General features: G+C 73.9%; 20 protein-coding genes and 2 pseudogenes. 19 read left to right on the top strand and 3 right to left on the bottom strand.

Going from position 1 to position 25,383, the window contains the following annotated elements:
• Positions 1–165 precede the first annotated feature (165 nt).
• The 9 genes and pseudogenes from AQJ11_RS41050 (at position 166) to AQJ11_RS41010 (ending at position 10,492) form a co-directional block, all read left to right on the top strand.
• Positions 166–657, top strand: a complete 492-nt coding sequence (locus AQJ11_RS41050; protein WP_059266816.1) for a hypothetical protein — start codon at positions 166–168, stop codon at positions 655–657.
• A 376-nt stretch (positions 658–1,033) separates the two neighbouring features.
• Positions 1,034–2,119, top strand: coding sequence for a cytochrome P450 family protein (locus AQJ11_RS41045; protein WP_244218619.1), 1,086 nt, complete (start codon positions 1,034–1,036; stop codon positions 2,117–2,119).
• 738 nt (positions 2,120–2,857) lie between these two features.
• Positions 2,858–4,363 carry a dolichyl-phosphate-mannose--protein mannosyltransferase gene (locus AQJ11_RS41040; RefSeq protein ID WP_244218623.1) on the top strand — a complete coding sequence of 502 codons (1,506 nt, stop codon included), beginning with the start codon at positions 2,858–2,860 and terminating at the stop codon, positions 4,361–4,363.
• A gap of 148 nt (positions 4,364–4,511) precedes the next feature.
• Positions 4,512–4,760: a Sec-independent protein translocase subunit TatA gene (tatA, locus tag AQJ11_RS41035; RefSeq protein ID WP_014669124.1), complete on the top strand. Its 249-nt coding sequence runs from the start codon at positions 4,512–4,514 to the stop codon at positions 4,758–4,760.
• Positions 4,761–5,046: 286 nt separating this feature from the next.
• Complete coding sequence (gene poxB, locus AQJ11_RS41030) at positions 5,047–6,780, top strand: ubiquinone-dependent pyruvate dehydrogenase (RefSeq protein ID WP_059266815.1); 1,734 nt, start codon at positions 5,047–5,049, stop codon at positions 6,778–6,780.
• A gap of 96 nt (positions 6,781–6,876) precedes the next feature.
• The gene (locus tag AQJ11_RS41025) at positions 6,877–7,353 is read left to right on the top strand and encodes a MarR family winged helix-turn-helix transcriptional regulator (RefSeq protein WP_398780765.1); all 477 of its coding nucleotides are present in this window, start codon (positions 6,877–6,879) and stop codon (positions 7,351–7,353) included.
• Positions 7,354–7,436: 83 nt separating this feature from the next.
• Positions 7,437–9,403 (top strand): annotated as a pseudogene (locus tag AQJ11_RS41020) (MFS transporter); the annotation flags it as partial.
• 317 nt (positions 9,404–9,720) lie between these two features.
• Positions 9,721–10,182, top strand: a complete 462-nt coding sequence (locus AQJ11_RS41015) for a cupin domain-containing protein (protein ID WP_014669129.1) — start codon at positions 9,721–9,723, stop codon at positions 10,180–10,182.
• A gap of 13 nt (positions 10,183–10,195) precedes the next feature.
• On the top strand, positions 10,196–10,492 hold the full coding sequence (locus AQJ11_RS41010; RefSeq protein WP_244218618.1) for a hypothetical protein: 297 nt from the start codon (positions 10,196–10,198) through the stop codon (positions 10,490–10,492).
• Positions 10,493–10,609: 117 nt separating this feature from the next.
• Here the strand turns inward: AQJ11_RS41010 and AQJ11_RS41005 are convergent, their stop codons facing one another.
• Complete coding sequence (locus tag AQJ11_RS41005) at positions 10,610–13,132, bottom strand: FtsX-like permease family protein (protein WP_059266813.1); 2,523 nt, start codon at positions 13,130–13,132, stop codon at positions 10,610–10,612.
• 180 nt (positions 13,133–13,312) lie between these two features.
• Between AQJ11_RS41005 and AQJ11_RS41000 the strand changes: the two genes are divergently transcribed.
• The 4 genes from AQJ11_RS41000 (at position 13,313) to AQJ11_RS40985 (ending at position 16,181) form a co-directional block, all read left to right on the top strand.
• On the top strand, positions 13,313–14,611 hold the full coding sequence (locus tag AQJ11_RS41000) for a sensor histidine kinase (protein WP_059266812.1): 1,299 nt from the start codon (positions 13,313–13,315) through the stop codon (positions 14,609–14,611).
• Positions 14,608–15,348 (top strand): response regulator transcription factor, encoded by a 741-nt coding sequence (locus AQJ11_RS40995; protein ID WP_059266811.1) that lies wholly within the window; start codon positions 14,608–14,610, stop codon positions 15,346–15,348. Before AQJ11_RS41000 ends, AQJ11_RS40995 begins: the two co-directional genes overlap by 4 nt.
• A gap of 112 nt (positions 15,349–15,460) precedes the next feature.
• Positions 15,461–15,754 (top strand): AsnC family transcriptional regulator, encoded by a 294-nt coding sequence (locus tag AQJ11_RS40990; protein ID WP_014669135.1) that lies wholly within the window; start codon positions 15,461–15,463, stop codon positions 15,752–15,754.
• A 61-nt stretch (positions 15,755–15,815) separates the two neighbouring features.
• Positions 15,816–16,181 (top strand): response regulator, encoded by a 366-nt coding sequence (locus AQJ11_RS40985; protein ID WP_014669136.1) that lies wholly within the window; start codon positions 15,816–15,818, stop codon positions 16,179–16,181.
• 62 nt (positions 16,182–16,243) lie between these two features.
• Here the strand turns inward: AQJ11_RS40985 and AQJ11_RS40980 are convergent, their stop codons facing one another.
• A complete protein-coding gene (locus AQJ11_RS40980; RefSeq protein WP_014669137.1) occupies positions 16,244–16,903 on the bottom strand; it encodes a response regulator transcription factor in 660 nt (219 codons plus the stop codon).
• Between the two features lie 154 nt (positions 16,904–17,057).
• Positions 17,058–19,964 carry a helix-turn-helix transcriptional regulator gene (locus AQJ11_RS40975; protein ID WP_059266831.1) on the bottom strand — a complete coding sequence of 969 codons (2,907 nt, stop codon included), beginning with the start codon at positions 19,962–19,964 and terminating at the stop codon, positions 17,058–17,060.
• Between the two features lie 596 nt (positions 19,965–20,560).
• Between AQJ11_RS40975 and AQJ11_RS40970 the strand changes: the two genes are divergently transcribed.
• The 6 genes and pseudogenes from AQJ11_RS40970 to AQJ11_RS51880 form a co-directional block, all read left to right on the top strand.
• The gene (locus AQJ11_RS40970; protein ID WP_015493118.1) at positions 20,561–21,175 is read left to right on the top strand and encodes a hypothetical protein; all 615 of its coding nucleotides are present in this window, start codon (positions 20,561–20,563) and stop codon (positions 21,173–21,175) included.
• Between the two features lie 111 nt (positions 21,176–21,286).
• Positions 21,287–21,691, top strand: coding sequence for an SsgA family sporulation/cell division regulator (locus tag AQJ11_RS40965; protein WP_059266810.1), 405 nt, complete (start codon positions 21,287–21,289; stop codon positions 21,689–21,691).
• 95 nt (positions 21,692–21,786) lie between these two features.
• Positions 21,787–22,065 carry a WhiB family transcriptional regulator gene (locus AQJ11_RS40960; protein ID WP_014669141.1) on the top strand — a complete coding sequence of 93 codons (279 nt, stop codon included), beginning with the start codon at positions 21,787–21,789 and terminating at the stop codon, positions 22,063–22,065.
• A gap of 154 nt (positions 22,066–22,219) precedes the next feature.
• Complete coding sequence (locus AQJ11_RS40955; RefSeq protein ID WP_341846318.1) at positions 22,220–22,660, top strand: SPW repeat protein; 441 nt, start codon at positions 22,220–22,222, stop codon at positions 22,658–22,660.
• Between the two features lie 116 nt (positions 22,661–22,776).
• Entirely contained in the window at positions 22,777–24,708 is a 1,932-nt protein-coding gene (ftsH, locus tag AQJ11_RS40950) for an ATP-dependent zinc metalloprotease FtsH (protein WP_059266808.1), read from the top strand.
• Between the two features lie 291 nt (positions 24,709–24,999).
• Positions 25,000–25,089 (top strand): annotated as a pseudogene (locus AQJ11_RS51880) (hypothetical protein); the annotation flags it as partial.
• Positions 25,090–25,383: the final 294 nt, after the last annotated feature.

Genomic DNA, 25,383 nt, shown 5'->3' with positions numbered 1-25,383 from the left:
CCGGCCCCGGACCGCTTCCGTCCCTCGCCACCACTTCTTCACACCAGTGTCACCCCTGCGTGTGCCTAGACTGAGACAGATGTCTCGGGAACGGGAGTCCGGCACACTGTGTTCGTCCGTTCGACGCGCCACCGGGCCGGTGTGACATGTGGAGGGTACCGTCCGATGAAGTCCGCACGCCGGGAGAACGCACGGTGGCTCGCGGTGGGTACGTGGGCCGTCGTGCTGGGGCTGGCCACCGCGGGATGCTGGTTCTCCGGCCGGGCCGGCGGGCCGCCGAGCCATGCCGGTGACGCGACCGCCGACCGCGTGACTGCGGGCCGGGTGTGCCGGTCCGCGCTCCCGCGCGGCATGGAGCTGTCCTGTGGGACGTACGGCTTCGGCGACCTGCGGTACGTCTGCTCCGCCCGGCGGCACGACGGTGCGCGGTGCGAGCGGACGTCGCAGGTGACGGTGCGCAACCCGGGCCGTGCGGTGGTGTACGTGACGTATCTGGCGGGTGCGCGGCCGGGGGTGCGCGAGGAGGGCCCGCGACAGGCGGTCGAGCCGGGCGGTGAGACGACGCTGCGCCCCGGCGCGGGACGGCTGTTGTTCGACATCACGCTGCGCGGCACGGACGGAGGGCCGAGCCGCCTGGAGGTGGTCGGGGTCCGGTGAACCCGCAGGAGGCCGGCCCGCGTGTTGTGTGAAACGGCTGCCGCGGCCGGCCGGGCGGCCCGTGTTCCCGTCCCCGCGCGGGCCGGTCGGCGGGGTGCGCGTTCTCGTCCCGGCGCGGGCCGGTCGACGGGGCCCGCGCGGACCGGCCGACGGAGCAGGCGCGTTCCGCGGCCGGCTCGGACCCCCGGGACTGTCCCGGGCAGAAGGTGAGGAATCTCGGATGGACACGCACCAGCAGGCACGGCCGGTCGGTGAACCGCACGAGCGGGTGATCATGAGCCCGGAGTTCAAGGCGGACGCCCACCGGCAGTAAGCGCGGCTGCGCGCGAAGGGTCCCGTCCACCCGGCGCAGTTCTTCCCGGGCATCACGGGCTGGGTGGTCGTCGACTACGACCTGGCCCGCGAGGCGCTGACCCATCCGGCGCTGCTCAAAGACCCGGAGCCGGCCGCGGAGATGCTGGAGGCGGCGGGCTTCCTGGGCCACAAGCGCGGCACCGGGTTCGGCGGCCAGATGCTGGAGGCGGACCCGCCCGAGCACACCCGGCTGCGCCGTCTGGTCTCCGGTGCCTTCTCCCCGAAGCGGACCGCCGGGATGGAACCGCGCATCACCGAGATCGCGGACCGGCTCGTCGACGCCATGCCGCCGTCCGGTGAGCTGGACCTGGTGGAGGCCTTCACCGCGCCGCTGCCGGTCGCGGTCATCGCCGAACTGCTCGGCATCCCCGAGGCCGACCGCCAGGACTTCCGCCGCTGGACGACGCTCGCCTTCCAGGTGGGCCACCCCGAGTACGCCTCGGCGGTGGCGAGCCTGCACGGGTTCCTGCGCGGGCTGGCCGACGACAAGCGCCGCGCTCCCGGCGACGACCTTATGTCCGCGTTGGTCGCCGCCCGGGACGAGGACGACGGCCGCCTCTCCCAGGACGAACTGGCCGGCACCGCGGCCCTGCTCGTCGTCGCCGGCCACGAGACCACCGTCAACCTCCTGGGCAACGCCGTGCTGGCCCTGCTCCAGCACCCCGGCCAACTGCGGCTGCTGCGGGAGGACCTCGGCCTCCTGCCCGACGCGATCGAGGAGTTCCTGCGCTACGACACCTCCGTCGAGCGCACGACGAACCGGTACGCGGCCGAGGACCTGGAACTGGGCGGCGTACGCATCCCCCGCGGCGGCGTCGTCGCCGTGGCCCTCGCCTCCGCGAGCCGCGCCGCACCCCTGCCGGGCGGCGGCGACCCGGACGTGCTCGACATCACCCGTCCCGCCGCCCGGCACCTCTCCTTCGGCCACGGCATCCACCACTGCCTGGGCGCCCCGCTGGCCCGCCTGGAGGCCCGCGTCGCCCTGCGCACCCTCCTCGCCCGCGTCCCGCACCTGGAACTGGCGGTGCCCGCCGATTCCCTGGACTGGTTCCCGGCGGGCATGGTGCGCGGGGTGCTGTCGCTGCCGGTGCGGTACCGCAGGACCTGACACCGGGTGTCCCACACGTGCCGCCCGGCGTCCGCCGTCCAGTGCCGTGCCGACGCCCCTGCCCGGACGAGTCCGCTCGGCGGGGCCGGACCTCGCCCGGCCGTGTGAGCAGCGGTCACGGAGGCTCTCCAGCACGCCGCACTCGGCGAGTACCGGCAGTCCGTCGCCACGTGTGAGGAGGCACTGCGACTCGTCGGTGACGTGCTGGACGACCACAGCGCCGCCGAGGTGTGGGACCATCGTGCGTCCGCTCGGCTGGAACGGGGGACGCGGAGCAGGCGCGGGCGAGCTGGGCCAGGGCGGCCGAGCTGTACGCGCGCTCCGTGTCGCGTGCTCCGTGTCGCACGCGCCGCGCGGATGCGAGCCGGGGCACGGTCCGTGGCACGGCCGGAGACGAGGACGGCCCACCGCGCCGGGAAGTGACCACCGGCCGCCACCGGTCGCCGGGCCGCGGCGGCTGTCGTCGGACAGGCGAGAACGGCATCATCAGGGGCTCAGCGACACGCAAGGAACAAGGCGACGGCAGTGCATCAACACAACGCGACGCGTTCCCTCGACGGCACCGGTCCGACGACGGAGCCCCAAGACCGGCAGGGGCGACTGCGCCGCTTCGGACACGTGGCACGCCCGGGGCCCGACACCCGCGAGCGTCTCGTTCCGCCCTTCCCGGAGCCGGCGGTCCGGCTGCGGGCGCTGACACGTCTCGACCCGGCACGTGTGTACCCCGTCGCGAAGGCGATGGACTGGGTGGGGCCGGTACTCGTCGCCGTCCTGGCCGGAGCGGTCCGCTTCTGGCACCTCGGCCGGCCGCGGGCCCTCGTCTTCGACGAGACCTACTACGCCAAGGACGCCTGGTCACTGCTGCGGCTCGGCTACGAGGGCACCTGGCCGGACCGCAAGATTGCCGACCCGCAGATCCTCGCCCACCCCCGGACGATCCCGCTCTCCGACACCGGGGCCTTCGTCGCGCACCCGCCGACGGGCAAGTGGGTGATCGCCCTCGGCGAGTGGATGTTCGGCCTGGACCCGTTCGGCTGGCGGTTCATGACGGCGGCCCTGGGCACCCTGTCGGTGCTCATGCTGTGCCGGATAGGCCGCCGCCTGTTCCGTTCGACGCCGCTGGGCTGCCTGGCCGGCGCGCTGCTGGCGGTGGACGGTCTGCACCTGGTGATGAGCCGTAACGCGCTGCTGGACCTCGTGGTCATGTTCTTCGTCCTGACGGCGTTCGGCTGCCTGCTGATCGACCGGGACCACGCGCGCGCCCGGCTCGCGGCGGCCTTGCCGGTCGGCGCGGACGGCCGTGCGCGCCCGGACGCGCGCACCGGTGACCATGCCGGGACGGGGGCCCGCCCCTGGCGGCTCGCCGCCGGCCTCTTCCTGGGACTGGCGGCCTCCACGAAGTGGAACGGGCTGTACGTCCTGGCGTTCTTCGTGATCCTGACGGTGCTGTGGGACGTCGGCGCCCGCCGCGTCGCCGGGGCCGGCCGCCCGTACCGGGCGGTGCTGCGCAAGGACCTCGGCTGGTCGGTCCTGTCCCTGGTTCCGGTCGCCGCGACGACGTACCTGGCGACGTGGACCGGCTGGTTCCTGTCCGACAAGGGCTACGGACGCCACTGGGCCGACGGCCGCGGCGGCACCTACTCATGGGTTCCCGCTCCGCTGCGCAGCTGGTGGCACTACGAGTACGGGGTCTACCAGTTCAACGTGGGGCTGCACTCGCCCCACGCGTACGAGTCCAACCCCTGGAGCTGGCTGGTCCTGGGCCGCCCAGTACTGTTCCACTACGAGTCGCCGAAATCCGGGCGGGACGGCTGCCACACGGCGGTCGACTGCTCGCAGACGGTCCTCGCCCTCGGCACCCCGCTGCTGTGGTGGTCGGCGTGCTGCGCCCTCGTGTACCTGCTCTACCGATGGGCGCTGCGCCGCGACTGGCGGGCCGGCGCCATCCTCTGCGCGGTGGGCGCCGGTCTACTGCCCTGGTTCCTCTACCAGGACCGCACGATCTTCTCCTTCTACGCGGTGGTCTTCGTGCCGTACCTGTGCCTGGCCGTGACGATGATGCTGGGAGCCCTGTCGGGGCCGCCGGGCGCGGACCGCGGACGCCGTACCGTGGGCGCGGTGGCCGCGGGCGTGCTCGTTCTGCTCATCGCCTGGAACTTCGTCTACTTCTTCCCGCTCTACACCGGGCAGACGATCCCGTACGCCGACTGGCACAGCAGAATGTGGCTCGACACCTGGATCTGACGGCCGCGTGGTGCATACGTGTCGGGTTGCCCGGCATTGCGCAAAAGGCACATGTGTGTTCCGCTCTTCGTGTGGCCCCCGACATCCGACGCGAGGGCCCACGCACTGGCCGTACACACCGACCTTCCTGACCCGAGGAGAACACGCAATGCTTCGCAACGGACTGGAACCCTGGCACCTGCTCATCGTGGCGGTCGTGCTCATCGCGCTGTTCGGGTCGAAGAAACTGCCCGACGCCGCCCGCGGACTGGGCCGCTCGATGCGCATCCTCAAGAGCGAGGCCCGCGCGATGCGGGAGGACGACGCCGCGGACGGAACCACCGCCTCCACCGTGCCGCACGCCGGCCGCGCCCCTGCCGCGGACACCGCCACGGCAGAGCCCGCCACCGAGCGCTGACCGCCACGCGGGCGACCGCGGGCCGTCCGCGCCGGTGCGAACCGGGCCGAGGGCCGCATGCCGTGGCCCTCGGGCCGCCGGGGGGGAGCCGGACAGTCGTCCGACCCAGGGACGGAAGACACCGTCGCGCCGGTCACGCAGTCATTCGACGGATGTGTGCCCAATGTCGGTTCCCCGACACTGATCATGCGCTGCTCACGCGTGCCGGGCCGAGAGCGGGCGGGTATCGGCCCACGCGCTTCCCCGCCGCCCCGGACGCGCTCACGACCGACGAAAGGCGACCTGTATGCCCACCTTCGCTGACCACGTCATCGCCTCCCTGAAGGCCTCCGGCGTGCGGCGCCTGTACGGCCTGCCCGGCGACTCCCTCAACGGTCTGACGGACGCCATCCGGCGCGACGGCGAGGTCGACTGGGTGCACGTGCGGCACGAGGAGAGCGCCGCCTTCGCGGCGGCGGCCGAGGCCGGGCTGACCGGAGAGCTGACCGTCTGCGTCGGTAGCTGCGGTCCCGGCAACCTGCACCTGATCAACGGGCTCTTCGACGCCCAGCGCAGCCGCGTGCCGGTCCTCGCCATCGCCGCCCAGATCCCGAGCGGCGAGATCGGCTCCGGCTACTTCCAGGAGACGCGACCGCAGGAACTGTTCGCCGAGTGCAGCGTCTACGCCGAGGTCGTCACCAGCCCCGAGCACGGGCCGCGCATCCTGGAGATGGCGATGCGGGCGGCCGTCGAACGCAGGGGCGTGGCGGTCGTCGTCGTACCCGGCGAGATCTTCCTCGGCAAGACCGGCCGCGACCTGGCCCCCACGGTGGTGCGCCCGGCCAGGACCGTCGTCCGCCCGGACGACGCCGCCCTGCGCGAGGCCGCCGCGCTGCTCGACAACGGGCAGCGGGTGACGATCCTGGCGGGCGCGGGCGCGGCCGGCGCCCACGACGACCTCGTCCGGCTCGCCGAGACCCTCAAGGCGCCCGTCGTGCACGCGCTGCGGGGCAAGGAGTACGTCGAGTACGACAACCCGTACGACGTCGGGATGACCGGTCTGCTCGGCTTCGCCTCCGGTTACAAGGCGATCGAGGAGGCCGACACCCTGCTGATGCTGGGCACCGACTTCCCCTACCGGCAGTTCTATCCGCAGGGCGCGAAGGTGATCCAGCTCGACATCCGCGGCGAGCAGATCGGCCGGCGCACCCATGTCGACCTGCCCCTGGTCGGCAGCGTGCGCGACACCCTGCCCGCGCTGCTGCCGCTGCTGACGGTCAAGAGCGGGCGCAAGCACCTCGACGAGGCCCTCGCCCACTACGCCCGCACCCGCAAGTCGCTGGACGCGCTCGCCGTCAACGACCGCGAACGCACCCCGATCCACCCGCAGTTCGTGGCCCGCACCCTGGACCGCCTCGCGGACCGGGACGCGGTCTTCACCGTCGACGTCGGTTCCCCGGTGGTGTGGGCGGCCCGCTACCTGACCTTCAACGGACACCGGCGGCTGCTCGGTTCGTTCAACCACGGCACCATGGCCTGCGCCCTGCCGCACGCCGTGGGCGCGCAGGCGGCGTATCCGGGCCGTCAGGTGGTCTCCCTGTCGGGCGACGGCGGGCTCACCATGCTCCTCGGGGAGCTGTTCACCCTGCGGCAGAACCGTCTGCCCGCCAAGATCGTCGTCTTCAACAACGGCTCGCTGAACTTCGTGGAGCTGGAGATGAAGGCGGCGGGCATCGTCAACTACGCGACCGAGCTGGACAACCCGCAGCTCGCCGAGGTCGCCGCCGCGGTCGGTCTGTGGGCCCGCAGGGTGGAGCGGCCCGGTGACCTTGAGGACGCGCTCAAGGGCGCCTTCGCGCACGACGGACCCGCTCTGGTCGAGGTCATGACGGCTCGCCAGGAGCTGTCCGTGCCGCCGGCGGTCACGGTCGAGCAGGCCAAGGGCTTCACCCTCTACGCCATCCGCACCATCCTGTCCGGCCGGGGCGAGGAACTCCTCGACCTGGTCACCACCAATGTCGCCCGGCGGATCCTGCACTGAGCCGCCGCACCCGAAAACACATGTCTCCGGTGACATGTGCTCCAGGGCACATCTGAAATGCCTGCCCCAGGCAACCGAGCACCTTCATCAACCACGGTGCCGGCACTGCTCGGCCGTGACGGCGACATGCGCATCGGCAGGCTCGCCGAACTCCTCGCCGTCGACATGTCGGTCACCAGCCGCCACGTCGCGCACGTGGCGGCCCGGGGCTGGATCGACCGCAGCCCCGATCCCGCCGACCGGCGCTCGCGCATCCTGCGCCTGACCCGCGCGGGCCGGGCCGTGCTCGCCGGGCTGTCCGAGCACACCGCCCAGACGCTCGCCCGGCGGCTGAGCGGCTGGAGCGACGAGGAGATCCTGCGGCTGACGTGCCTCATGGCCCGGCTCCGGGCGAGCTTCGAGGATCCGTGGACCGATGAGGAGCCCTGCGCGCAACGGCACCCCGGGACCGAACAGGACCCCGGCACCGGACCGCCCGAGGGCGAGCTCTCGCCCCGTACCTCCCAGGACGACCGGTCACCCCGCACCCCCGAGGACGACCGCTCGCCCCGTACACCCGCTGTCACCACGTAAGGACGAGAAACCCCATGACAACCACCCCGAAAGCCGGTGTGCGGGCCCACGCCCGTCCAAGAGGAGGTTCGCCCGACGCGCCGATGACCCACGCGCAGATCATGCGCGCGCTCTCCGGACTGCTGCTCGGCCTGTTCTGCGCCATCCTGTCCTCGACCGTGGTCACCAACGCACTGCCGACGATCATCGGTGACCTCGGCGGCGGCCAGAGCGCCTACACCTGGGTCGTCACCGGCTCCCTGCTGGCGGTGACCGCCTCCACCCCGCTGTGGGGCAAGCTCGCCGACCAGTTCAGCAAGAAGATCCTGGTCCAGTCGGCGCTGATCGTCTACTCCGTCGGCTCCCTGGTGGCCGGTCTCGCGCCGAACCCCGCGACGCTGATCACCGCCCGTGTCATCCAGGGCCTGGGCGGTGGCGGTCTGTCCGCGCTGGCACAGGTCGTCCTGGCCGCGATGATCTCTCCGCGCGAGCGCGGCCGGTACTCCGGCTACCTGGGCGCGACCTTCGCCGTGGCCACCGTCGGCGGTCCGCTGCTCGGCGGTGTCATCACCGACACCGGTTGGCTCGGCTGGCGCTGGTGCCTGTTCGTCGGCATCCCCTTCGCGCTCGTCGCGCTGGTGGTCCTCCAGCGGACGCTGAACCTGCCGGTCGCCAAGCGTGAGGTCAAGGTCGACTGGGCCGGCGCCTTCTTCGTCACCGCGGCCGTCTGCACCCTGCTGGTCTGGGTCACCTTCGCCGACGACAAGTACGCCTGGCTGTCCTGGCAGACGTACACCCTGGTCGCCGCGTCGATCGTGCTGGCGCTGGTCTTCCTGTTCGTCGAGACGAAGGCCGCGGAGCCGATCATCCCGCTGCGGCTGTTCCGCAACCCCACCATCGCCCTCGCCTCCCTCGCCTCCCTCTTCGTCGGCATCGCGCTGTTCGCGGGCACCGTCTTCTTCAGCCAGTACTTCCAGCTCGCGCGCGGCAACTCCCCGACCAGGTCGGGCATCATGACGATCCCGTTCATCGCGGGCCTGTTCGTCTCCTCCACGGTCTCCGGGCGGGTCATCACCCGCACCGGCAAGTGGAAGGGCTGGCTGCTGACCGGCGGTGTGCTGCTGACGGCGGGCCTGGCCCTGCTGGGCATGCTCCGCTACGACACCCCGTACCTGTTCATCGCGCTGTGCATGGCGCTGATGGGCCTCGGCGTCGGCATGACGCTCCAGAACCTGGTGCTGTGCACCCAGAACCAGGTCGCCCCGACCGACCTCGGCGCCGCGTCCTCCACGGTGACCTTCTTCCGGTCCCTCGGCGGCGCGGTGGGCGTCTCCGTGCTCGGCTCGGTCCTCACCACCCGCATCGGCCACTACGCGCGCGAGACCGTCACCCAGCTCAGCCCGCCGGACCAGGCCGTGGCCGCCAAGGCCTCCGGCGGCGGCCGGCTCCCCGACCTCGCCCTGCTGCCGGCCCCGGTCCGCACCTGGCTGGAAGGCGCCTACGGGCACGGCATCGGCGACATCTTCATGTACGTCGCCCCGGTCGCGCTGATCGCCTTCCTGGTGACCCTGTTCATCAAGGAGGTCCCGCTGCGCGCCTCCAGCGGCCTGGTCCAGGCGGTGGAGGCGGCCCAGGCGGCGGAGACCGCCGAGGCCGTCGCCGGGGTACCCGTGCCGGCGGAGGCCGTCGACGCGGTCGCGCAGGCCCCCGGGTCCGAGGGCATCCCGGTCCGCGGCCGGGTCCGCGCCGCCGGGAGCGAGCCCGTCCCGGGGGCCGCGGTCACGCTGACCTCACCGGAGGGCCGGCAGGTGACCCGGGCGGAGGTCCAGGCCGACGGTTCCTACACGTTGGACGCCCCCGGCTCCGGGCGGTACGTCCTGATCACCTCCGCCGACGGCTACCAGCCGCAGGAGTCCACGATCGTGGTGGACGACGAGTCGGTCGTCCACGACGTCCTGCTGACGGCACCGACGGGCTGACCGGTACGAGGTGGCCGTGCCGCACCGGCCGGGGCTGCCGGCCGGGTCTGCGACTGCTGCGAGTGAGATGTCAGAGGCTCGCGACCGGATCGGCGGTCTGGACACGTATCTCCCCTCCCCTGTCGGCCTGTTGGGGCGGTAGCGCACACCGGATACTGTCACGGAACATCCCGCCGGCCACTGGCGGGCCGTCACTCGCCGCGACAGCGGCGGGAGTCGGCGTGATGCTTGAAGCGGGCCGAAGCCCGAACCGGCTGTCCGCCGCCCACATGTTCTCACGCGGGGCCCGTGACACACGTGTCTATGGTGGCCGACTTTCACCCTTGTGAGTGTGTCGAAACGTGTGATTGCCTCGTAGAAGAACGGTCGTTCTGCATGTGCGGCTCGGCCCCGACGAGAAGGACACACGATGATCAACCGACGCCTCCTGCTCCGCACGACCGGCGGCGCCGCGGCCGGCGCGCTCGGCGCCGCCGCCCTGTCGTCCACCGCCGCCGCGGCGGAGCCCGCCGGGCACTTCGCCGCCCACCACCCGGTGGACCCCGACCCCACCGCGGGCGTGACACGCACCCTGCTCCAGGAACACCCCTCGCCCGCCCAGGGCTGGGAAGCCGTGCAGACGCTCGTGCAGATCCCGCGCCACAAGGAGTCGGGCCGGCACAGCCACCCCGGCATCGAGGTCGGCTACATCATCCGCGGCGACGTCCTGATGGAGTTCGACGACAGGCCGCCGCTCAGGCTGCGCACGGGGGACCCGTTCTTCATCCCGAACGGCGCCATCCACAACGCCCGCAACGTCGGCACGGTGACGACGATGATGCTCTCCACGTACGTCGTCGACGAGACGAAGCCCCTCGTGACCACCTACTGACGCCGGAGCAGGGGTGCACTCGTACACGGGGTGCGCCCCGGCGGTCGGGGTCAGAGGCTGCGGTTTCCTCAACGCCGCCGCCGAACACCCCGACCCCGGGCACCCGGTGCGCCGCTGCGTCGCGGAGCACCGCCGGTGGTTCCTGGGCGTCCTGCGCGAGGCCGACGCGGCGGGCCACCCGGAACCCGAGGACCTGGCGCGGACGCTGCTGGTCCTGCGGGACGGGGCGATGGCCGGCGGCTACCTCGACGACCTCGGGGACGTGGCCGAGACGCTGCGGAAGACGACGGAGCGGCTGCTGGACGCCTGACCGGCCAGGGCAGGCCCCGTGCGCGGGCCATGCGTCCGTCCCGGTGCTCCACCCGTGGGCCGGGAGCGGGAGCGGGAGCGGCCCGCGCATCCGCGAACGGCATACGTCCCGCACCCCTCACCCGACCTCGCCGCCCACCGCCCGCGTCACCGGTACCGCCGCCGCCCGCACACCCGGTCCGAGCGCGGCGAGCACACCGACGGCGCCGGCGCCCGCGAGCAGCGCCAGCAGGGCGGCCCACGGCACCGAGATCACCGCCCCGTGCTGTCCGGCCACCGCCGCCACCCCGGCGGCCGCGCCCGCGAGGATGCCCAGCCCGGCGCCCAGCGCCGACACCACCACCGCCTCCACCCGCAGCATGGACCGCACGCCCGCACGGTCGAGGCCGACCGCGCGCAGCAGGCCGATCTCCCGCGCCCGCTCGAAGACCGCCATGCCCATGGTGTTCGCCACGCCCAGCGCCGCGACGGCGACCGTGACACTGAGCATCGCGTACAGCACCGACAACAGCGGTCCGAAGCCCTGCTCCGCGTCCCGTGCCGCGTCCGCCCGGTCCTCGACGAGCAGCACCGGATTGCGCAGTGCCCGGCGGATCTCCTCCTTCAGCGCGGCGGTGTGCCCCGGCTCGGCACGCACCAGCACCGAGAGCACCGCACTCTCCGGCGTACCGCCCCCGGCCACCGCGCTCTCCGGCAGCAGGGCCGGGCCGAGGGCGTCGGGGCCGTCGTAGACCGCGACGATCCGGCGGTCCAGCGCGGGGCCGTCCGCCGTGCCCTCGTCCGACAGCCGCCGGCCGGCGATCCGGTCGCCCAGGTGCCACCCGTGCTCCTCGGCCAGGTCCCGTGTGACCGCGATGGCGTCGGTCCGGTCGGCCAGGTCGTCCAGGTTGCCCGCGCGCACCGTGAGGTCGGCGAGGCGGCCCCGGCCCACGGCCCGCGGATCCACCACCGTGGTCCACAGGTCGGAACCGTCGCGGAGGCGGATGCCGGCCTCGCGGACCGCGCTGACCGCCGCCACGTGCGGCAGCCGTGCCACCCGGGCCGCCGTGTGGGCGCCGACCTGCGCGTAGTCGACCGCGGTGATCCGCAGGTCCGTCGGCATGCCGGCCTCCGCCTCCCGCCCCGCCGTGGCGCTCAGCGAGGACAGTGCCACGGTGACCGCGCTGACGAGCGCCACGCACACGGTGAGCGCGCCGGCGGTCGCGGCCGTACGCCGTGGATCGCGGCGCGCGTTGGCGAGGGCCAGGGTGCCGCGTACCCCGGTCAGCCGCCGCACCGGCGCACGCAGCGCCCGGGTGGCGGCGCGCGCGAGTTGCGGCGTGAGCAGGATCAGCCCGGCCAGCAGCACCGGCGTGGCGAGGGACAGGACACCGAGGTCGCCCTCGCCGGCGGCCATCAGCAGCGCACCGGCCGCGGTGACCGCGAGGCCGGCCAGGTTGCGGCGCCGCAGGGCGGCGGCCGGGGCCGGCAGGTGCGTGCGCAGTGCCGCCACCGGGGCGACGGCACTGGCCCGCAGGGCGGGAACGTACGCGGCGGCGGCCGTGAACCCCACGCCGACGCACAGGGCCGTCAGCAGCGGAAGGGGGGACAGCAGCGCCGGCGCGGCGGTGTCCGCGGGCCCGGCGGCCGGTCCGAACAGGGCGGCGAGCAGCGTGGCCACGCCCACCCCGAGCGCGTACCCGGCCACGGCCGCCACGGCTCCGACGACGGCGGCCTCGGCGAGCACCGTGCCCAGCACCCGGCGGCGGCTCGCGCCCACCGCGCGCAGCAGGGCGTGCTCGCGTGCCCGCACCGCGCTCAGCATGGTGAAGGTGTTGCTCACCAGGAAGGCGGAGACGAACAGGGCGATGCCGGCGAAGAGCAGCAGGAGCGTGCCGAGCTTCTGCCGGTCGGGCGCCGCCGCGGCCTCCCTGTCCAGCTCGGCGCGGGTCACCGCGTCGAGGCCGCGCGGCAGGATCCGCGCCGCCCGCTTCGCGAGGGCCGGCGCCGAGGTGCCGGAGGCGGCCGTGAGGGTCACCGACGCGTACCGGCCGGGAGCCGGCGCGAACAGGGCCCGCGCGGTGGCACCGTCGAACGCGGTGACCGTGCCGTCGGCGGCGGTGGCGGGGTCGTACACGGTGAAGACACCGGTGAGCCGGACCGAGCGGACCTCGCCGGCGACGACGACCCGCATCCGGTCACCGACCCGGTGCCCGGCCCGCTCGGCCGACCACCGGTCCACGGCGATCTCCCCGGGACCCTGCGGGCCGCGCCCCCGCGTCATCGGGTAGCGGGGGTCGGCGCCGTGCGCGTCCGGCACGAAGTCCACGCCGGCGTCGGCGGACGGCGGCCCCACCAGGGTGCCGTCGCGCGCCACGAGGAAGGCCGGGCCGCGCAGGGTGCCCCGGGCCGCCGCCACCCCGGGCAGCGCGGCGAGCCTGCGCCGCAGCGCCTCGCCGGGCGCCGCGCCGCCTCCGGTGGGGCGCACCTCCACGGACACGTCCGGGCGCGAGGCCCGCTGGAGCCGCTCGGCGCCCCGGGCCAGGGACTCGGTGTACAGCAGGGAGCCACTGACGCAGGCGACCCCGATCAGCACGGCCAGGGCGGGCAGGACGAAGCGGTGCCGGTCGCGGAGCACGGAACGCACGACGGTACGGAGCATGGGGCCTTCCAGCGCTGCGGTCGGGGGTGACGGTGCCGGGGAGCCGGCGGACGGTCCGATCCTGACCGGGACCGGGGTGCGCGCGGATCAGCCGGAGGTGCGAAGGTGCGGGCGCGGGCCGGGCGTTACTCGGCCGAACGGACGAGGCGCGGCGGTGGGGCAGCGCCGTACCCTCCCGGCATGAACCAGCTCTTCGACGTCCCGGCGGGAGGCAGGCGGATCGCGGCGGCCTGCGCGGCGGTGCTCCTGATCGCCGCGGTGGCGACCGAGGGCGCGGACACCGGCTCCGTGCCGCTGGCCGCGGCCTGGACGGTGGCCGGCGGCCTGCTGCTCGCCGCCGCCGCCGTGCGCCGGGACCGTTTCGACGCGGTGGCCGCCGCGGGTGTCCTCGCGTCCTGCCTGGTGACCCTCGTGACCACCCGGGTGGCCGCCCGGCCCGAGACCACCTTCGGGCTCGTCGAGACCTGTGCCCTGCTGCTGGTCGTCGTCCGCGCCGCGCGCCTGCGTCCGCCGCCGCGCGCCGCGGCACTGGCCGGCGGGGCGCTGGTCGCGCTGACCGTGATCCTCCTGCGGCTGCCGCGGTCCGAGTACCGACCGCTGGTGCCGTTCGCGGTCCCGGCGTTCTGGTTCGCCGCCGTCCTGGCGGCGGTCCTGGGCCTGTACCTCCGGCTGCTCGACCGGTACCGGGCGCAGGAGCACCAGGCCGGCCTCCAGGCGCAACGCCTCGACTACGCGCGCGAACTGCACGACTTCGTCGGCCACCACGTGACCGCGATCATCGCCCAGACCAAGGCCGTCAGGTACGCGACGGCGGCCGGCCGCCCCCCGTCGCCGGAGGAACTGGACGGCATGCTGGCGGCCGTGGAGGAGGCCGGGTCGCAGGCCATGCAGTCGATGCGCGGCATGGTGGCGGTCCTGCGCGATCCCGCCGGCCCGGCGTCCACGGCGGGTCCGGGCGGGGAACTCGCCGACCTGCGCACCCTGACCGAACGCTTCTCCGCGACCGGCCCGGCCACCAGGCTCACCCTCGATCCCCGCCTCACCGCGGCGGCTCTGCCGCCGGGGGTGGCCGCCACCGTGCACCAGGTCGTACGCGAGTCGCTGACCAACGTGCGCAAGCACGCGCGCGGGGCCGAGTCGGTCACCGTCGACGTACGGCTGGGCGGCGACACCGCCCGTCCGGCGGTGCTCGTGTCGGTGACCGACGACGGACCGGAGGCCGCCGGGAGCGGCGCGGAACTCGCCGACGGCGGCGCGGGCGAACCCGCCGGCGGCGTGGGCCGGCCCGCGCGCTCCGGCTACGGACTGGTCGGGCTGGCGGAACGCGCGGCCATGGTCGGCGGCACCGTCACCGCGGGGGCGCGAGCGGGCGTCGGCTGGCTCGTCGAGGCGCACATCCCGCTGCCCGGCCCGCTGCCCGTCCCCGGCGACGACCGGCGTCACGGTGACGACCGTACGACTGCCACCCTGGAGCCATGACGATCAGCATCCTCATCGCCGACGACCAGCAGATGATCCGCTCGGCCTACGGCATGATCCTCGGCGCCCAGCCCGACATGGAGATCGTCGCCTCGGTGGCCGACGGCACCAGCGCGGTGCGGGAGGCCCGGCGGCTGCGTCCCGACGTGTGCCTGCTGGACATCAGGATGCCGGGAATCGACGGCCTGGAGGCGACCAGGCTGCTGGCGGGCCCGGAGGCGGCCGACCCGCTGAAGGTGCTCATCGCCACCACCTTCGACCTGGACGAGTACGTGTACCGGGCGCTGCGCAACGGCGCCTACGGCTTCCTCCTCAAGGACGGTTCCCCCGCGCTGCTCGTCGAGGCGGTGCGGGCGGTGGCCGCCGACAACGCCCTGATCTCCCCGGCGGTGACGGTGCGGCTGCTCCGGCACATGACCGACGCCGCGTCCGACGCCGTGTCCCCGGCCGCCCCCGGCAGGCCCGCGGGCCGGCGGCGCGGCTCGCCCCCCGCCCGCCCGACAGTGCTCGAACTCCCGCTCACCGCCCGCGAGTTGGACGTCGTACGACTCGTCGCGCGCGGCCGTACCAACGAGGAGCTGGCGGCCGAGCTGCACGTCTCCCTGTCCACCGTCAAGACGCACCTCGGGAGCGTCCAGCGCAAGCTCGCCGCCCGCAACCGGGTGGAGATCGCCGCCTGGGCCTGGGAGAACGGGGTGTGCACCGGCCAGGACGCGCGGGGTCCGGCCGCCGACTGACGCCACGGACGCGCGACGGAAACGGCGGCGCGTCCCCCGGGGACAGCCGGTTCCGGGGAGGTCAGAACGTATGTTTCTCGCTGCGGACGTCCCGCGTGATGGAGCGGACCCCATGTTTCCGCGGCGGTGTGCGCAGGGCCCCCGCCGCCCTCGGCTGAAGGTCGTCGCCCGTGACACCGCGGACCCGCACCGCGTCTCGGGGGAACTCCTCGACGTGCCGGGTGTCGTGCGCACCAGCACCGTCGTCTCGCTGCGCGAGGAACTGCCGCCGCGCACCCGCGCGCTGATCGAGCGGGCCGCGGACAGGGGAGGGGAGGCCGCGCGGTCGAGGCGGAACCCGCCCGACGCCGCCCGTCCGGTGCGGGAGGCCACAAGGGCGCGTGCGGAAATCCCCTTGCATGAGTGATACACAAACCGTAGGGCTCCCCCTATGGCCCCGCCGTCCGACCGTTGGGCATGCTGAGGACATGTGCATCAACATCGTCGTCGTCGACGACGACCCCGGATTCCGCCGCATCGCCACGACGCTGCTGACGGCACGGGGCCTGCGTGTCGTGGCGGAGTCCCGGGACGGCGCCTCGGCCTTGGCCGCGGTGCGGGCACACCGCCCCGACGGACTGCTGCTCGACCTGCACCTGCCCGACCTGGACGGATTGAGCGTGGCCCGCCGGCTGGCCGAGGAGGACGCCCCGCCGCGGATCGTGCTGACCTCCACGGACAAGTCGTTCTGGTCGCAGGAGGAACTGCGCGGAGCGGGAATCGAGTCCTTCGTCGCCAAGGACAAGCTGTTCGACGCCGATCTGCGGGGCCTGTTCGCCCCCTCGGCGCCCTGACGGCCCGGCCCGGCCCGCCCGGGCCCGCGGGCCCCGGGCGGTGAGCCCCGGCAGCCCCCCGGTTACTGCCCGAGGTAGCGCAGCACCGCCAGCACCCGCCGGTGCTGCCCGGAAGCCGTCTGGCTGAGCCCCAGCTTCATGAAGATGCCGGTCACGTGCCGTTCCACGGCGGCGACGCTCACGAAGAGCTTCTCGGAGATCCCGGTGTTGGAGTGGCCCTCGGCCATGAGGGCCAGAACCTCCCGCTCCTTCGGCGTCAGCGCCGCCAGCGGGTCCTCCGGGCGCTTGCGCCCCAGCAGGGCCGAGATGACGTCCGGGTCGAGCGCCGAGTCGCGGGCCACGACCCGCTCGACGGCGTCTATGAGGATCTGGGGACTGGCCACCTTCTCCTTCAGCAGGTAACCCACCCCGCTCGGATCGTCCCCGACCAGATCGAGCGCGTAGGAGGAGTCGAGGAACTGCGAGAGGACGATCACGGCGGTCTCCGGCCGTGCCGCGCGGATCTTCCGTACGGCGTCCAGGCCGTCGGCCTCCAGGGCCGGCGGCATCCGGATGTCGGTGATCACCACATCGGGCCGGTGTTCCTCGGCGGCGCGGACGAGGTCCACCGCGTTGTCGACGGACGCGACGACGTCGATGCCCGCGTGGCGCAGGATGGTCGCGATGCCCTCGCGTACGATCGGCTGGTCTTCTCCGAGCACCGCCCGCAGTGGTTGGCTCATGGCGGAATCTTAGCCTGCGGTGTGTCGTGCCTGGTTGACGAGTCGAGTTGACGGGTCGAGTTGACGAGGGCACGGTGACCGGAACCCGCCGGATCGTGTGGCGTCCGGCGCGGAAGTGCCCGGCCGAGCGCGCGGACCCCGGCGCGCCGGCCGCTCAGGCGGAGACCGCCGCCGAGTCGACCTCCCGCGCGTACAGGCGGGCCAGCTGGACCCGGGAGCGGACGCCGAGCTTCTCGAAGGCGTGCCGCAGGTGCGTGTTCACGGTGTGCGGGGACAGGAACAGCCGCTCCGCCGCCTCGCGATTGGTGGCACCGTGAGCGATCAGCCGCACCACGCCGAGTTCCGACCGGGTCAGCCCGCGCCATTCCGGCTCCGGGACGGCGGGGGCGGCGGCGCACGCCGTGCCGAGGGGCCGGATGCCCAGCTTGCGGAGCCTGCCGTGCACCCGCCGCGCGTCACGCTGTGCCCCGCACCCGGTGTAGAGCCGCAACGCCTCCTCGAAGCGCGACCGGGCCGTGCCGGCGTCGGGCAAGGCGGCGCACTCCCCGGCGTCCTCCAGGGCGCGGGCCCGCAGCAGGGGGCGGGCGGCCCCGTGGAGTTCCGCCGCCTCGGCGAGCAGGTCCGCGTCCCGGGCGAACAGGCCCCGGGCGTGCGCGGCGGCGCCCGCGAACAGCGGCAGGCCGGGGTTGAGCCGGGCCCGTTCCTCGGCGAACTCCACCGCCGCGGCGGCCATGTCACGCTGCCCGGAGGCCAGGGCGGCCGCCACCAGCAGCACCACGTCCCCGGCGTCGAGGCAGGTCGCGTGGAGGAAGCCGCGGCGCAGGTGGGCGGCGGCCACGCCGAGCTGATGACGGGTCAGGGCCTCGTCCCGGTACAGGGCGGTCAGGACCGCGATCCACGCCCCGGCCCTGCGCGACTGCCGGTCCTGGCCCTCCAGGCAGGCCGCCGCCAGGGCCGAGCAGGCCTCCAGTTCGGCGTCGTCCCCGGTGTGGAAGGCGATCCGGGCCCGGGCGCACACCATGGCCGCCTCGCTCGCCGCGGACGTCCCCGAAGCACGCGGCCCGGCCCCGGCGGCGGCCGGTTCCCGTGCCGCCGCCGGTTCCTGTGCCGCCGCCAGTTCCCGTGCCGCCTCCGGCAGCCGGCCGCCGTCCAGCAGCAGCCGGGCCCGCGCGGTGCGCCACAGCGGCAGGTACGCCCGCCGGCCCCGCTGCTCCGCGTCCGCCAGACCGCCCTCCACCAGTTCCGCGGCGGCCGTGCCGTCACCGGCCAGGCCCAGCAGCGCGGCCCTCCAGACCGTCGAGACGACCACTTCGGGGAGGGCGGCCCCGTACGCCGGGTCCAGTTCGGCGACCTTCGCCGGCACCGACTCGCTGTGTCCGAGCGCCTCGGTCCACCGTTGCCGGTGGCAGGCGCTCATCGACCGGAGGGTGCGCTGCGTCAGGTCGTTGAGCGGGTGTGTGCCCCGGGCGCGGGCCAGGGATCCGGCCAGGGCTCCGCCGGCCTCCTCGGCCTCGCCCGCCAGCAGACGGTTCAGCAGGGTCGTCGACAGCAACTGGTCCTTCACCGGCTGCGGCACCTCGCGATGGCCCAGGGCCCGGCGCAGATGCGCCTCGGCCTCGGCCACCGGGAACCGGCCGCCCATCCGGGTCAGTTCCAGGCACACCCGCGCGTGGGTGGCCGCGTCCGGCGGCACCTGAACCACCTCGCGGGCCAGGGCGCGGGCCTCGTCGGCCTCGCCCGTCTCCCACAGCAGCGGAATCAGCCGTGCCGCCAGCCGCATCCGCCGGGGAGCGGCGTCCTGGCTCAGCTCCATCGCACGGCGCAGGTGGGCCGCGGCCGTCGCGGGCGAGTGGGGTGCCAGCTCCCGGGCGGCGGTCGCCAGGACGCGGATCGCGTGCTCGTCGCCGGGCTCGGCCAGTTCGGCGATCTCGGCGGCGAGCACCGCCGGGGGCGTGCCGTCCGCGAGCCGCAGGTCGACCGAGCGCCGGCGCACGGACAGCCGTACGGGCGGCGGCAGGGTGGCGACGACGGCGTCGCGCACGGACGGGTGCGCGAAGGCGAGGTGCTGCTGCCCGGCCCGCATCAGCCCTGCCGCCAGTACCTCGCCGAGGGGGCGCAGCAGGGCGGACTCGCGGCAGCCGAGCACCCGGGACAGGTGCCGGACGGTGAGGCTGTCGCCCAGCGCGGAGGCGATCAGCACCAGCTCCTTCGCGTGCCGCGTCAACTGGTCGAGCCTGCGGGCGGCCACCGCCCCGGCCACCGGGTCCCCGCCGGTACGGACGGCGCCGGGGGTCCCGGTCCGCGAGGCGAGGAGGGCGCACAGCTGTCTGACGGCGCCCGGCAGGCCGCCGCAGAGGGGCAGGTACGGATCCGCCTGCGCGGCCCGCGGCCCCAACAGGTCCCGGACCAGCAGCCGTACGGCCTCCGGGTCCAGGGCCGGGACGTCGAGGGGGACCGCCCGCTCGGTGAGCAGATCGCGCCGCAGCGACTCCACGGCCGGCACGTCGTGGTGGGACCGTGCGGCGAGCACCCACAGCAGCGGCAGCCCGGCGAGCCGCGCGGTGAGTCCCCGCACCGCGAGCAACGTCGGTTCGTCGCAGTGCTGCACGTCGTCGAGGACGACGACGAGCGGCCGGTCGTGGGCGAGGTCCCGCAGGCGGTCCTCCACCTGCCGCATCAACTGGTACGGAGAACCGGCCTCGGGGTACGTCCCCGGCTCGCGATGCGCGCTACCGGGCTCGCGGCTCCGGAGCGCCGGTAGCGGACCGAGGGCGTCCAGCAGGGGGGCCAGCGGTGGCATGCCGTGCCCGGCGACGCCGCCGCCGGTCAGGACCAGGGCCCCGGCCGGCGCCGCCTCCTCGGCGGCGAAGGCCAGCAGACGGGACTTCCCGGCGCCGGCGGGCCCCTCGATCCACAGCACCCCTCCCTCCTCGCGGTGGAGGAGCCGCAGCACTCGCTGGAGGATCTGCTCCCGCTGGCGCCCGTGCCCGCGCGGGACCGCCGCGGGCACGGGGACGGCGGCGCCGTCCGTCGTCGGCGGGATGTCAGTCGCCTGGATCAAGGCAGCCTCCAGTGGTCGTGTGCCGCGCGGCCGGCCGCGTTCCGCCTGGTCCAGGGCCCGCACACGTGATGTCACCTCGGTTCGGTTCGTGACACAGGATGTGCCGCCGTCGCCGCCGGTGGCTGTCAAGCACACCTGAAAGGCGCAGGGGGCGAACTCCACGGGCGATGTGGGGACAACCCGACGTCTGCGTGTGTGCCACCCCGGATCCGGCCGGCGCGCTGCGGCCGGCGCGAGCACGCCGCCGCACGTCACAGGGCCGATGACCGCCCGGGTGTGGGGCGGACCCTACACGGGCGTGGGGGAGCCCCTAAGAAGCGCGAGGGATCACACGACAGACCCGGAAGCGGCCCGATCCGAGACTAACGCTTGTATCCGGGGGGTTCCCGGTCAGCCCGGCCCGCCGCCACGGGGGTCCGGAGGGCCGGCGGACGCAGGGGTGCTGTCCGGGGGGGAACGCGACGCGACGGACAGCCGCCACCACTGGACACCTCGCGCGCCGACCGGCCCACCGGAACCGGCACGTCTGAACGGCGACAACGACAACAAGGCCCGCAGTGCACCGGACGCCTGCGGCTGACGAACGGGAACTGGGCATGGCACAGCTGGAAACCATTCGGGCCGAGGTCCGTCACCCCCTGGGCAGTACCGGCGTACGCATGGTCGCCGGCCCGGGCGGTGTCCTCACCCGGAGGGCGATGCTGGCCGGTTCTCTGGTCTCGGCGACCGTCGGGGGCGCGCTGATCGTCACGCAGGTCCGTACGGTGACGCAGGCCGGCGCGTTCTTCGGGGTGCACCTGGCCGTGCAGGGGGTCCTGCAACTGCTGGCGGTCCACGAGTCGAAGGCGTCGGCGGCGGTGCGCTGGATGCTGGCCGCCGGAGGCGTCGCCGCGCTGCTGCTCGGCGCGGTCCTCTTCCACGGCCGGGCCGACACCCTGTTCCTGCTCGGACTGTGGACCGGCTGCGGCTGGCTGCTGCGGGGACTCACCATGGCCGTCTCCGCCACCTCGTCCTCGGTGAGTCATGTCTTCGTCTACGACGACGTACTGAACGCGGTGATCGTCTCGGCGGGCCTGTTCATCACCGCCTTCCCCTTCTCGTCCCTGGGGCAGCTGGCCGACGTCGGCGGCTCCGTACTGATGGCCACCGGCGCGGTCGAGGCGTTCGCCGCGGTACGGCGGCACCCCCGCACCCTGCGCGCGATCGACTGAGCCGGGCCCGGCCGGGGCGGCGCGCTCCCAGGCAGCCGCGCGGCAGGACCGCAGAACACGACAACCCACGTTTCCAGGCCGGTCGACCGGCCGAGCCCCGAGGAGGCGACCATGAAGAAGTGCCAGCTCTCACTGGAGGTCACACACTGGGTGACCTCGGACCTCACCCTCACGCTGAACTCCGAGATCTCCTACGACACCCATGACCCGCTGGCGGTCACCCTGGTCCTCGACTCCGACGGCGAGCGGCCGGTGCGCTGGGTCTTCTCCCGGGACCTGCTGGCCGACGGCATGTCCGCCCGGGTGGGCGAGGGCGATGTGGTGCTCTGGCCGGTGTGCGACCTCGACGGCGAACCGTCCTCCTTCTGCGTGCGGGTGGGAGGCGCCCGTACGGCGCTCTTCGAGATCCCCGCCGGACCGGTCATGACATGGCTCGCCGGGACCTACACCATGGTGCCGCGCGGGGCCGAGCTGGACGGGGTGAACTGGGACGAGCTGGTCCAGCTGGCGGAGTGAGGCGTCCACCGCCGGCACCGCACGAGCGAGCAGACACCGGGACGTGTGTCCCGAAGAACCGTTGCACACCCCTTCTCGGAAGGAAGACGAAGACGATGCCAAGCAACCCGCGGCCCCTCCTCAGCGACTGGCAGTGGCAGCAGCGCGCGGCCTGCCGCGGCATGAGCAGCTCCACCTTCTTCTCCCCGCCGGGGGAGCGGGGGCGGGCGCGCCGCGACCGGGAGGAGCGGGCCCGGCGCATCTGCGGCCGGTGCGAGGTCGCCGACATCTGCGCGGCCACGGCCCTCAAGCACGGGGAATCCTACGGAATCTGGGGCGGTATGTCGGACGCGGACCGCAGGCAGTTCGACACGGGCACCGCGGGCGCGGCCTGACGCGGGCGCGTCGCCGCCCCCGGTACGACGCGACACGTGCCACGGGCCGATCACTCACATGTGTGATGTGTGCCCGAGGGGTCGGTACCACCATGTCGTACGCGGCGCCGGCGCCGTGAGGTGTCGACTGGAGCGGCGAGTGAGGAGACCCCAGGTGTCTGGTTTTACCCGTGGAAGGGACGACGTGGCGCGCCGTCCGGATGCCTTCGGGACGCGGGAGCGCCGCGTCCGGGTCCTGGGCGGCCACGACGTGGCGCTGCTGAACGGCCCGGTGTTCCTGGTCGGTCTGTTCTACGCCGTGTCGCCGTGGGTGCTGGGTTTCGCCGCCGCCCACCACGACCTCGCCGTGCACGACCTGGTCGTGGGCTGCGCCGTCTGCCTCCTGACCGTCGGCTTCACGGTGGCCCCCGAGCGCATGACCGGGCTGAGCGCCGCCCTGGGGGTGACGGGTCTGTGGATGGTGTTCTCGCCCTGGGCGGTGGTCCGGCATCCGGGACGCGCCGCCGCCGTCGACGGCGTGGTCCTCGGTGTGCTCGCCCTGGTCCTCGGCCTGTTGTCCACCGCCCTGGTCCGGCGCGCCAACCGCCTCCCGTGACCTGCCGCCTCCCCTGACCTACGGCCCCTGGCCTACTGCCTCCCCCGACCTACCGCCACCCCGCACCGCCCCCGTCCGCAGACGAGCACCGCGTCGCCCGCAAGGAGAGAAGTCCGATGGCCGCACCCGTACCGCCCCGACACGACCCGCGGTCCCCGTGGCGTTCCGAGGGAGTGCCGGGCGGGCCGCCCGCGCCGAACGGCCGGCGCTCGCGCAACGGCTGCCTGGTGCAGATCGTGGTCATCCTCGTCATCTACCTGGGGACCGGCCTGCTCTACAACACCATGCACGGCGACGGCACCACCTCCATCGACTACACCGACTTCACCGCGCAACTGGACTCGGGCAACGTCAAGACCGTCTACTCCCAGGGCTCGCAGATCCAGGGAACGCTGAAGAAGGCCCGCGAGGTGCCCGGTGGTGACCACGGCGCCACCTACGTCCGGTTCAAGACGTACGAGCCCGCCTTCGCCGACGACGACGGGCTGTGGCGGGAGATCACGCGGCAGAAGGTCTCGGTCTCCGCGTCGCCGGTGGCGCAGGGACCGGGCCTCGGCCAGTCGTTGCTGGTGTCGCTGCTGCCGACCGCGCTGCTCATCGCCGTATGGGTGTTCGTCGCCCGCAAGGCGGGAGGCGGTCTCGGCGGCGGCATGAGCGGGATCCTGGGCCGCAAGCCGCCGAAGCCGGTGGAGCCGGAGCAGGGGCGCACGACGTTCGCCGACGTGGCCGGCATCGACGAGGTCGAGGACGAACTCAACGACGTCGTCGACTTCCTCAAGCGGCCCGAGGCATACCGCCGCATGGGCGCGAAGATGCCCCGCGGCGTACTGCTCGCCGGTCCCCCCGGCACCGGGAAGACGCTGCTGGCGCGGGCGGTGGCCGGCGAGGCCGGGGTGCCCTTCTTCTCCGCCTCGGCCTCCGAGTTCATCGAGATGATCGTCGGCGTGGGCGCCTCCCGGGTGCGCGAGCTGTTCGCCGAGGCCCGCAAGGTGGCCCCGTCGATCGTCTTCATCGACGAGATCGACACCATCGGCCGGGCGCGCACCGGTTCGGCGGTGGGCGGACACGACGAACGCGAGCAGACGCTCAACCAGATCCTCACGGAGATGGACGGCTTCTCCGCCTCCGACGGCGTCGTCGTGGTCGCCGCGACCAACCGGGCCGAGATCCTGGACCCGGCGCTGACCCGGCCCGGACGGTTCGACCGGGTGGTCACCGTCTCCCCGCCGGACCGCAAGGGCCGCGAGGCCATCCTGCGCATCCACACCCGGTCCATGCCGCTCGCCGGCGACGTCGACCTGGCCCGGATCGCCCGTACGACCCCGGGCATGACCGGCGCCGAACTGGCCAACCTCGCCAACGAGGCCGCGCTGCTCGCGGTCAAGCGCGACCGGGACCGGGTGACCGGACACGATCTGTCCGACGCCCTGGAGAAGGTGCAACTCGGCGCGCAGCGCCCGCTGGTGATGCCCGAGGAGGAGCGCCGGCGCACCGCCTACCACGAGAGCGGCCACGCCCTGCTCGGCATGCTCCAGCCGGGCGCCGACCCGGTCCGGAAGATCACCATCGTGCCGCGCGGCCGGGCCCTGGGGGTGACCCTGTCGACACCGGACGCCGACAAGTACGCGTACACGGAGGAGTACCTGCGCGGCCGGATCATCGGCGCCCTCGGCGGCATGGCGGCCGAGCGGGTCGTGTTCGGGGTGATCACCACCGGCGCCGAGAACGACCTGGAACACGTCACCGGCATCGCGCGCGGGATGGTGACGCGGTGGGGGATGAGCGACCGGGTGGGACACCTGTCGGTGCTGCCCGACGACGGTCAGCAGCCCTACGGGCTGTCCGCCGCCCCGCGCACCCTCGACCTGGTCGACGGCGAGGTGCGCCGGATCGTCGAGGAGTGCTACGCCGAGGCGTGCCGCACTCTGGAGGAGAACCGCCACCGTCTGGACGGTCTGGCCATCGCGCTGCTGGAGCACGAGACGCTGGAGGAGGCGGACGCCTACCGCTTCGCGGGAATCACGCCCGCCGCCCAGGGGCGGGAGTGACCCCCCGCCCCGCGGCAACCGGCTGACCGGCCGCGCTCCTTGGCGGACCGTCCCCTCCGGCACCGCGACGCATCGGCACCGTGCACCGCGCACCTCGCACGAGGCGGCTCCCAGTCAAATGACGGATGCGTCGACCAGGCGTGTCTGTGAGAGTCGAGACCAGCGGCGCCGGCGCGCTCAGGTGCGTGGCTCCGCCTCGCGTGGGGACGTGCGGCGGCCGCTGTCCGCCGGCGTCGCTCTCCGACGCCGCTAGGGCAGGGTGCCGAGCCCCGGGGGGAAGGAACGAGCGCGATGACGTCGATCGCCGATGAGCTGGGAAGCGTCTTTGACGTCATACGGCAGCCGGTCTGGGCCGTGGACGCCGATCACTCGGTGCGCTACGCGAACCCCGCCGCCGCCGAGGCGCTGGGACACGGCCGTCCGTCCGACCTGTTGGGCACGGACGGCTGTCCGGCTGAGGTGCCGGGCATTGATCGTGGTCCGGCTGAGGTGCCGGGCACGGACGGTCGTCCGTCCGATCTGCTGAGCATTGACGGCCGTCCGTCCGACCTGTTGGGCATGGACGGCTGTCCGGCTGAGGTGCCGGGCATTGATCGCCGTCCGGCTGAGGTGCCGGGCACGGACGGTCGTCCGTCCAATCTTCTGAGCATTGACGGCCGTCCGTCCGACCTGTTG

Source organism: Streptomyces corchorusii (assembly GCF_001514055.1).
In the GTDB taxonomy this organism is placed as follows: domain Bacteria; phylum Actinomycetota; class Actinomycetes; order Streptomycetales; family Streptomycetaceae; genus Streptomyces; species Streptomyces olivaceoviridis.
The sequence above is the reverse complement of the archived record's forward strand: the minus strand, read 5'-3'. Positions and strand labels throughout refer to the sequence as shown.

What these genes read in the sequence shown, in the direction of transcription:
- AQJ11_RS41050 (WP_059266816.1), top strand. Translation starts at nt 166, where the DNA reads ATGAAGTCCGCACGCCGGGAGAACGCACGGTGGCTCGCGGTGGGTACG.
- AQJ11_RS40970 (WP_015493118.1), top strand. Translation starts at nt 20,561, where the DNA reads ATGGCACAGCTGGAAACCATTCGGGCCGAGGTCCGTCACCCCCTGGGC.
- AQJ11_RS40965 (WP_059266810.1), top strand. Translation starts at nt 21,287, where the DNA reads ATGAAGAAGTGCCAGCTCTCACTGGAGGTCACACACTGGGTGACCTCG.
- AQJ11_RS41000 (WP_059266812.1), top strand. Translation starts at nt 13,313, where the DNA reads ATGAACCAGCTCTTCGACGTCCCGGCGGGAGGCAGGCGGATCGCGGCG.
- AQJ11_RS41005 (WP_059266813.1), bottom strand. Translation starts at nt 13,132, where the DNA reads ATGCTCCGTACCGTCGTGCGTTCCGTGCTCCGCGACCGGCACCGCTTC.
- AQJ11_RS41040 (WP_244218623.1), top strand. Translation starts at nt 2,858, where the DNA reads ATGGACTGGGTGGGGCCGGTACTCGTCGCCGTCCTGGCCGGAGCGGTC.
- AQJ11_RS40995 (WP_059266811.1), top strand. Translation starts at nt 14,608, where the DNA reads ATGACGATCAGCATCCTCATCGCCGACGACCAGCAGATGATCCGCTCG.
- AQJ11_RS40985 (WP_014669136.1), top strand. Translation starts at nt 15,816, where the DNA reads ATGTGCATCAACATCGTCGTCGTCGACGACGACCCCGGATTCCGCCGC.
- AQJ11_RS40990 (WP_014669135.1), top strand. Translation starts at nt 15,461, where the DNA reads ATGTTTCCGCGGCGGTGTGCGCAGGGCCCCCGCCGCCCTCGGCTGAAG.
- poxB (WP_059266815.1), top strand. Translation starts at nt 5,047, where the DNA reads ATGCCCACCTTCGCTGACCACGTCATCGCCTCCCTGAAGGCCTCCGGC.
- AQJ11_RS41015 (WP_014669129.1), top strand. Translation starts at nt 9,721, where the DNA reads ATGATCAACCGACGCCTCCTGCTCCGCACGACCGGCGGCGCCGCGGCC.
- tatA (WP_014669124.1), top strand. Translation starts at nt 4,512, where the DNA reads ATGCTTCGCAACGGACTGGAACCCTGGCACCTGCTCATCGTGGCGGTC.
- ftsH (WP_059266808.1), top strand. Translation starts at nt 22,777, where the DNA reads ATGGCCGCACCCGTACCGCCCCGACACGACCCGCGGTCCCCGTGGCGT.
- AQJ11_RS40980 (WP_014669137.1), bottom strand. Translation starts at nt 16,903, where the DNA reads ATGAGCCAACCACTGCGGGCGGTGCTCGGAGAAGACCAGCCGATCGTA.
- AQJ11_RS40960 (WP_014669141.1), top strand. Translation starts at nt 21,787, where the DNA reads ATGCCAAGCAACCCGCGGCCCCTCCTCAGCGACTGGCAGTGGCAGCAG.